The following is a 7,508-nucleotide window of genomic DNA, read 5'->3' as shown; positions in this document are numbered from 1 at the left end:
CTTCAGGACGCCGCGTTCATTCAGAATTTCCGCGTTATCGTTAACGTTTTTCGCGAGCAAGCTCGCTCCTACAGTTGACCTTCATCGCTTAACTGACTGGCATTAGGGCAAGCCCGCTCCCACAGGTTTGTGTGGTGTGGTCTAGCCGCGGTAGATCAATTGTGAAGCCTTCTCATTGCGCTGCGTCAGGTGCTCCATGCCCTGCCCCGGCGCCTCGGCTTCTTCCCGGGCCTTGAGAATCACACCATGATGGGGCGATTTGGCGCACACCGGGTCGGCATTGGCCGCGTCACCGGTGAGCATGAAAGCCTGGCAGCGGCAGCCTCCCAGGTCCTTGTGCTTTTCATCGCAGGAGCGGCACGGTTCCTTCATCCACTCATCGCCACGAAATCGGTTGAAGCCAAACGAGTCATTCCAGATGTGCTCGATGCTGTGCTCGCGCACATTGGGAAACTGCACCGGCAATTGCCGGGCGCTGTGGCAGGGCAATGCCGTGCCATCCGGGGTGATGTCGAGGAACAGATTGGCCCAGCCGTTCATACAGGTCTTGGGGCGTTCCTCGTAGTAGTCCGGGGTCACGAAGATCAGCTTGCACGGATGTCCCTGGGCTTCGAGACGTTGGCGATACTCGTTGGTAATGCGTTCGGCGCGTTGCAATTGCTCGCGGGTCGGCAACAGCCCAACGCGGTTGAGTTCGGCCCAGCCATAGAACTGGCAGGTGGCCAACTCGACGAAATCCGCTTCCAGCTCCAGGCACAGATCGATGATGCGGTCGATATTGTCGATGTTGTGCCGGTGGGTGACGAAGTTCAGCACCATCGGATAACCCTGCGCCTTGACGGCCCTGGCCATGGCCAGTTTCTGCGCAAAGGCCTTGCGGGAACCGGCGAGCATGTTGTTCACCGCTTCATCGGCGGCCTGGAAACTGATCTGGATGTGATCGAGCCCGGCGACCTTGAAATCGCGCACCTTCTGCTCGGTGAGGCCGATGCCCGAGGTGATCAGGTTGGTGTAGTAACCCATGTCCCGCGCGGCCTTGATCAACTGCGCCAGGTCCTGGCGCACCAACGGCTCGCCACCGGAAAACCCAAGCTGTGCCGCGCCCATCTCCCGCGCTTCGCGGAACACACGAATCCACTCCTCGGTGCTCAATTCCTCGCCGTGCCGGGCGAAGTCCAGCGGGTTGGAGCAGTACGGGCATTGCAGTGGGCAGCGGTAGGTCAGCTCGGCGAGCAGCCATAACGGCGGCCCCGGCAATGTGTCACTCGATCCAGAATTGCGCATGGGCCACCTCCAGAAACGCCAGCACGTCCTCGTCGATACCCGGCACACCGGGAAAACTCGCGTTCAGTCGCTCGATGATCGTCGCAACGCTGCGCTGGCCGTCCAGCAGATCGAGAATCTGCCCGGCACTGGCGTTGAGCTTGATCATGCCCTCGGGGTACAGCAGCACGTGACAATCCTGGCGCGGTTCCCATTGCAGGCGAAAACCCCGGCGCAACGACGGTGACTGCTCGCGATCAATCAGGCTCACAGAACGATCCCCCGATGCCAGACATTGTCGCGGGTGACCGTGTGATAAGGCGGGCGTTGCAGCTCATAGGCCATGCTCATGGCGTCGAGCATGGTCCACAGCACGTCGAGTTTGAATTGCAGGATCTGCTGCATGCGTTGCTGGGCCTCCAGGGTTTGGTAATGGGCAAGGGTAATGCGCAAGCCGTGCTCGACATCACGCCGGGCCTGGCCCAGGCGCGTGCGGAAATACTCGTAGCCGGCCGGGTCGATCCACGGGTAATGCTGCGGCCAACTGTCTAGGCGCGATTGGTGGATCTGCGGCGCGAACAGCTCGGTCAGGGAGCTGCTGGCCGCCTCCTGCCAACTGGCGCGGCGGGCGAAATTGACGTAGGCGTCTACCGCAAAGCGTACGCCGGGCAGCACCAGCTCCTGAGAAAGAATTTGTTCGCGATCCAACCCCACCGCTTCGCCCAGGCGCAGCCAGGCTTCAATACCGCCCTCGCTGCCGGGAGCGCCGTCGTGGTCCAGCAGGCGCTGAATCCACTCGCGGCGGATCTCACGGTCCGGGCAGTTGGCCAGGATTGCGGCGTCTTTGAGCGGGATGTTGACCTGATAGTAGAACCGGTTGGCGACCCAACCCTGGATCTGCTCGCGGCTGGCCCGGCCTTCGTACATCGCCACGTGGTACGGGTGATGGATGTGGTAGTAGGCGCCCTTGGCGCGCAGGGCGGTTTCGAATTCGGTGGGGGACATTGGAGTGTTGGTCATTGTTGTTCTCCAGGAAACTGCCGGTTGGAATCTTTGCTGACTGTGCCGGCCCTATCGCCAGCAGGCTGGCTCCCACATGGTTGTGGTGTGTCTTCAATATTGTGTTCACCACAGATCCCCTGTGGGAGCCAGCCTGCTGGCGATAGACCGCGCAGCGGTCTCGGCGTCTTACAAGACAATACTCATACCGTCATACGCCACCTCGATCCCCCGCCGCACCAGCAGCGCCCGCTCTGCCGAGTCTTCATCAAGGATCGGATTGGTGTTGTTGATGTGAATCAGCACCTTGCGCTGGCGGGGAAAATCTTCCAGCACTTCGAGCATGCCGCCGGGCCCGCTTTGCGCCAGGTGGCCCATTTCACTGCCCAGGCTCTGGCCGACTTCGCACTGACGCATCTCGTCGTCGCGCCACAGGGTGCCGTCCAGCAGCAGGCAATCGGCGCGCTGCATCCAGCCCAGCACTTCGTCGTCAACCTGCCCCAACCCCGGCGCGTAGAACAGTGAGGCGCCGCTGCGCTGGTCTTCGATGAACAGCCCGATGTTGTCGCCTGGCTGCGGGTTGCCGCGATTGGGTGAATACGGTGGCGCGTTGCTGATCAGTGGAATGGCACAAAACCGCAGGTGGTAGCAGCCCGGAATCCGGAACGGCTCGCGATTCAAACTGACAGGTTGCCACTGCAAGCCGCCGTTCCAGTGGCTGAGCATGGTGAACAACGGGAAGCCGCTGCTGAGGTCCTGATGCACCCGCTCGGTGCACCACACCTGATGCGGGCAGCCTTCGCGCAGGCTCAAGAGGCCGGTGCAATGATCGATCTGGCTGTCCATCAACACCACGCCGGCAATGGCGCTGTCACGTAGCCGACGTGCCGGTTGAAGCGGCGCAAAACTCTCGAGTTGCGCCCGGATGTCCGGGGAAGCATTGCACAGCACCCACTCCAGGCCGTTGTCGCTCAGGGCGATCGACGACTGTGTGCGCCGTTGTGCGCGCAGGCTGCCATTGCGCACGCCGGTGCATTGCCGGCAGTTGCAGTTCCACTGCGGAAAACCACCGCCAGCGGCGGAGCCAAGAACGCGGATGTGCATGGGCAATGCTCCAGAAGGCAGGCCCGGCCAGCGCCGCGGCTGGCCGGGTGATCAATCAACGGTTGGCGAAATACATCGTCACTTCGAAGCCAATGCGCAGATCGGTAAACGCCGGTTTAGTCCACATGGGTCATTCCTCTTCTTGTGCCGGGTGATTCCGGTAGCACCATTAATGCACGGGGCATCCGACGCCCGAATGCTACTTTCGAAGGAGGTTCGGGGGTGCGTTGGTAGGGGGTGTTTATTCGATTTTCAGCAACACCATCAATCCTGTGGGAGCGGGCTTGCCCGCGATAGCGGTCTCACATTCAACATCAATGTTGAATGTGCTGGCCCCATCGCGGGCAAGCCCGCTCCCACAGGTTTAGCGTCATGTTTAAGGAATTAGAAGAACCCCAACGGATTGATGTCGTAGCTCACCAGCAGGTTCTTGGTCTGCTGATAGTGATCGAGCATCATCTTGTGGTTCTCGCGCCCGACACCGGACTTCTTGTAGCCACCGAACGCGGCATGCGCCGGGTACAGGTGGTAGCAGTTGGTCCACACGCGCCCGGCCTTGATCGCCCGGCCCATGCGGTAGGCGCGGTTGATGTCGCGGGTCCAGAGGCCGGCGCCGAGGCCGAACTCGGTGTCGTTGGCGATGGCCAGGGCTTCGGCTTCGTCCTTGAAGGTGGTCACGCCCACCACCGGGCCAAAGATTTCTTCCTGGAACACGCGCATCTTGTTGGTGCCCTTGAGCAAGGTCGGCTGGATGTAATAACCGCTGGACAAGTCGCCCTCCAGGCGTTCAGCCGCGCCACCGGTCAACAGTTGCGCGCCCTCCTCCTGGGCAATGTTCAGGTACGAAAGGATCTTGTCGTACTGCTGCTGCGACGCCTGGGCGCCGACCATGGTTTCGGTGTCCAGCGGATTGCCGCGCTTGATCTTGACGATCTTCTTCATCACCTCGGCCATGAAGGGTTCGTAGATCGATTCCTGCACCAGTGCCCGGGATGGACAGGTGCAGACTTCGCCCTGGTTGAAGAACGCCAACACCAGGCCTTCGGCGGCTTTCTCGATGAACGCAGGCTCGGCGTTCATGATGTCCTCGAAGAAGATGTTCGGCGACTTGCCGCCCAGCTCCACGGTACTGGGAATGATGTTCTCGGCGGCGCAATGCATGATGTGCGCGCCCACCGGGGTGGAGCCGGTGAAGGCGATCTTGGCGATGCGCTTGCTGGTGGCCAGCGCCTCGCCGGCTTCGCGACCGAAACCCTGGACGATGTTCAGCACACCTGCCGGCAGCAAGTCGGCGATCAGTTCAGCGAAGACCATGATCGACAGCGGCGTCTGCTCCGCCGGCTTGAGCACGATGCAGTTACCGGCAGCCAGGGCTGGCGCGAGTTTCCAGGCGGCCATCAGTAGCGGGAAGTTCCACGGAATGATCTGCCCGACCACGCCCAACGGCTCGTGGAAGTGATAGGCGGTGGTGAGCTCGTTGATCTCGGCGGCGCCGCCCTCCTGGGCGCGGATGCAGCCGGCGAAGTAACGGAAATGGTCGGCCGCCAACGGCACGTCGGCGTTCAGGGTCTCACGCACGGCCTTACCGTTGTCCCAGGTTTCGGTGACGGCGAGGATCTCCAGGTTCTGTTCGATGCGATCGGCGATTTTCAGCAGCACCAGCGAGCGGTCCTGCGCCGAGGTCTTGCCCCAGGCATCGGCGGCGGCATGGGCGGCGTCCAGCGCCTTGTCGACGTCGGCGGCACTGGAGCGCGGGAACTCGGCAATCACTTCGCCGTTCACAGGCGAGGTATTGGTGAAGTACTCGCCATTGATCGGCGCGACGAATTCGCCGCCGATGAAGTTGCCGTAGCGTGGTTTGAAGGAAACGACGGCGCCGGGTGTTCCGGGTTGGGCGTAGATCATGATGAGGCCTCTGTCTGGGTCGAAGCCTGCCGTAGCGACAGGCGATAAAATTCGTTCTTTGTAGGATCTGGCTTGTGATCGTTCCCACGCTCTGCGTGGTAACGCCTCAAGGGACGCTCCGCGTTCCAGCTCCGGAGGGGACGCAGAGCGTCCCTGGCTGCATTCCCACGCGGAGCGTGGGAACGATCATTGAGCGACTAAGTCAGTGCGTGGGAATGATCATTGCGCGACTAAGTCAGTGCTTGGCCACCAGGTCTTTGGGCAGCTTGAAGGTCCAGAGCATGCCGCCCTGGTTGAAGTCCTTCACGCGCTTGGCCACTTCGCCGCCCCACAGCGGTACGGCGCCGCCCCAGCCGGAGAGCACCGAGACGTACTGTTCGCCGTCCATTTCCCAGGTCACGGGCGAGCCGAGCACGCCGGAACCGGTCTGGAATTCCCAGACCTTTTCACCGGTCTTGGCATTGAACGCCTGCAGGAAACCTTCCGGCGTGCCCGTGAACACCAGGTTGCCCTTGGTGGTCAGTACCCCGCCCCACAACGGCGCGTAGTTCTTGTGGCGCCAGACTTCCTTGCCGGTTTTCGGATCGATCGCACGCAGCACGCCGATGTAGTCCTCGTTCAACGGCTTGATGGTGAAACCGGCACCGAGGAACGCCGCGCCTTTCTTGTAGGCGATACCTTCGTTCCAGATGTCCATGCCCCATTCGTTGGACGGCACATAGAACAGCCCGGTGTCCTTGTTGTAGGCCATCGGCATCCAGTTCTTCGCGCCAAGGAACGCCGGCGCCACGAACACCGAGCTGCCCTTGACTTCGGAACCCGGCGCGCCGGGACGGCTGGCTTCGTTGTAGATCGGACGGCCGTTCTTATCCAGGCCGGTAGCCCAGGTGATCTTGTCCACGAACGGGAAGCCGCGGATGAATTTGCCGTTGGTGCGGTCCAGCACGTAGAAGAAACCGTTGCGGTCGGCGGTGGCCGCCGCCTTGATTTCCTTGCCGCCTTCGGAATAGTTGAACGACACCAGCTCGTTTACGCCGTCGTAGTCCCAACCGTCGTGGGGCGTGCTCTGGAAGTGCCACTTGATGGTGCCGTCGTCCGGATTGAGCGCCAGGCGCGACGACGAGTAGAGGTTGTCGCCAGGCCGCAGGTGCGAGTTCCACGGCGCCGGGTTACCGGTCCCGAATAGCAGCAGGTTGGTTTCCGGGTCGTAATAGCCGCCAAGCCAAGGGGCCGCGCCGCCGGTTTTCCAGAGATCGCCTGGCCAGGTCTTGCCCGCCTCGCCGCCGGAGATGCCGTTTTCCACGGACTTGCCGTCCTTGTAGACGTAGCCCATGTGGCCTTCGACCGTCGGCCGGGTCCACAACAGGTCACCATTTTTCGGGTCGTAGGCTTCGATCTTGCCCACCACGCCGAATTCGCCACCGGCCACGCCGGTAATCAGCTTGCCGTTGATCACCAGTGGCGCGGCGCTGATCGAATAGCCTTCCTTGTGGTCGGCGACTTTCTTGCTCCAGACCACCTTGCCGGTGTCCTTGTTCAGGGCCACGAGCTTGGCATCGAGGGTGCCGAAGAACACCAGGTCACCATACAAGGCGACTCCACGGTTGATCACGTCGCAGCAAGGGCGAATGTCGTCCGGCAGGCGTGCGTCGTACTGCCAGAGTTTCTTGCCTGTGCGTGCGTCCACGGCGAACACCCGTGAGTAGGAGCCGGTCATGTACATCACGCCGTCCTTGACCATCGGCTGCGCCTGCTGGCCGCGCTGCTTTTCACCGCCGAAGGAGAATGCCCAGGCCGGACGCAGCTCCTTGACGTTGTCGACATTGAGAATGTCCAGCGGGCTGTAGCGTTGTCCCTGGACGCCCAGGCCATTGGTGACCACCTGCTCCGGGTTCTTCGGGTCCTGGAGAATGTCCTGGTCGGAAACGCCGGCCAGCGCCTGGCCGGACAACAGCATGGCACTGAGCAGCAGGCTCAGGACGAAGGGCTGGCGACGTGCGGGTTGAGTCATGACGGCTTCCTCTGCAATTTTTGTTATGCCCGGAAAATTTTTCCGGTCTGGTGCAGATTCTTGAGCGCCGCCACCTGGACAACAATTGGCCGCAATGTGGAGATTTCTAGTTCCTTGGTATGGGGTTGGGGAGATGGATGCCAATAGCGGGAACAACACTGAACCTGTGGGAGCGGGCTTGCCCTAATGCCAGTCAGTTAAGCGATGAAGGTCAACTGTAGGAGCG

General features: G+C 61.6%; 7 protein-coding genes. All 7 read right to left on the bottom strand.

The features are described 5' to 3' along the window. Positions 1–141: 141 nt before the first annotated feature. A complete protein-coding gene (pqqE, locus tag ACREPD_RS21175; protein WP_431601119.1) occupies positions 142–1,284 on the bottom strand; it encodes a pyrroloquinoline quinone biosynthesis protein PqqE in 1,143 nt (380 codons plus the stop codon). After that, positions 1,262–1,534, bottom strand: coding sequence for a pyrroloquinoline quinone biosynthesis peptide chaperone PqqD (gene pqqD / locus ACREPD_RS21170; RefSeq protein ID WP_431601118.1), 273 nt, complete (start codon positions 1,532–1,534; stop codon positions 1,262–1,264). Before pqqD ends, pqqE begins: the two co-directional genes overlap by 23 nt. Then, positions 1,531–2,283, bottom strand: a complete 753-nt coding sequence (pqqC, locus tag ACREPD_RS21165) for a pyrroloquinoline-quinone synthase PqqC (RefSeq protein WP_431601117.1) — start codon at positions 2,281–2,283, stop codon at positions 1,531–1,533. Before pqqC ends, pqqD begins: the two co-directional genes overlap by 4 nt. Before the next feature lie 168 nt (positions 2,284–2,451). After that, entirely contained in the window at positions 2,452–3,366 is a 915-nt protein-coding gene (pqqB, locus tag ACREPD_RS21160; RefSeq protein WP_431601116.1) for a pyrroloquinoline quinone biosynthesis protein PqqB, read from the bottom strand. A 55-nt stretch (positions 3,367–3,421) separates the two neighbouring features. Then, on the bottom strand, positions 3,422–3,493 hold the full coding sequence (gene pqqA / locus ACREPD_RS21155) for a pyrroloquinoline quinone precursor peptide PqqA (protein WP_003253598.1): 72 nt from the start codon (positions 3,491–3,493) through the stop codon (positions 3,422–3,424). Positions 3,494–3,750: 257 nt separating this feature from the next. Next, positions 3,751–5,271: an acetaldehyde dehydrogenase ExaC gene (gene exaC, locus ACREPD_RS21150; protein ID WP_431601115.1), complete on the bottom strand. Its 1,521-nt coding sequence runs from the start codon at positions 5,269–5,271 to the stop codon at positions 3,751–3,753. Between the two features lie 235 nt (positions 5,272–5,506). After that, complete coding sequence (locus ACREPD_RS21145) at positions 5,507–7,282, bottom strand: PQQ-dependent methanol/ethanol family dehydrogenase (protein WP_431601114.1); 1,776 nt, start codon at positions 7,280–7,282, stop codon at positions 5,507–5,509. Positions 7,283–7,508: the final 226 nt, after the last annotated feature.

The organism is Stenotrophomonas sp. (assembly GCF_050737075.1).
Taxonomy (GTDB): Bacteria; Pseudomonadota; Gammaproteobacteria; order Xanthomonadales; family Xanthomonadaceae; genus Stenotrophomonas.
This window is presented reverse-complemented; position numbering and strand designations above follow the sequence as displayed.

Coding starts and splice junctions, on each gene's coding strand:
- pqqE (WP_431601119.1), bottom strand. CDS start 1,284: ATGCGCAATTCTGGATCGAGTGACACATTGCCGGGGCCGCCGTTATGG.
- pqqC (WP_431601117.1), bottom strand. CDS start 2,283: ATGACCAACACTCCAATGTCCCCCACCGAATTCGAAACCGCCCTGCGC.
- pqqB (WP_431601116.1), bottom strand. CDS start 3,366: ATGCACATCCGCGTTCTTGGCTCCGCCGCTGGCGGTGGTTTTCCGCAG.
- exaC (WP_431601115.1), bottom strand. CDS start 5,271: ATGATCTACGCCCAACCCGGAACACCCGGCGCCGTCGTTTCCTTCAAA.
- ACREPD_RS21145 (WP_431601114.1), bottom strand. CDS start 7,282: ATGACTCAACCCGCACGTCGCCAGCCCTTCGTCCTGAGCCTGCTGCTC.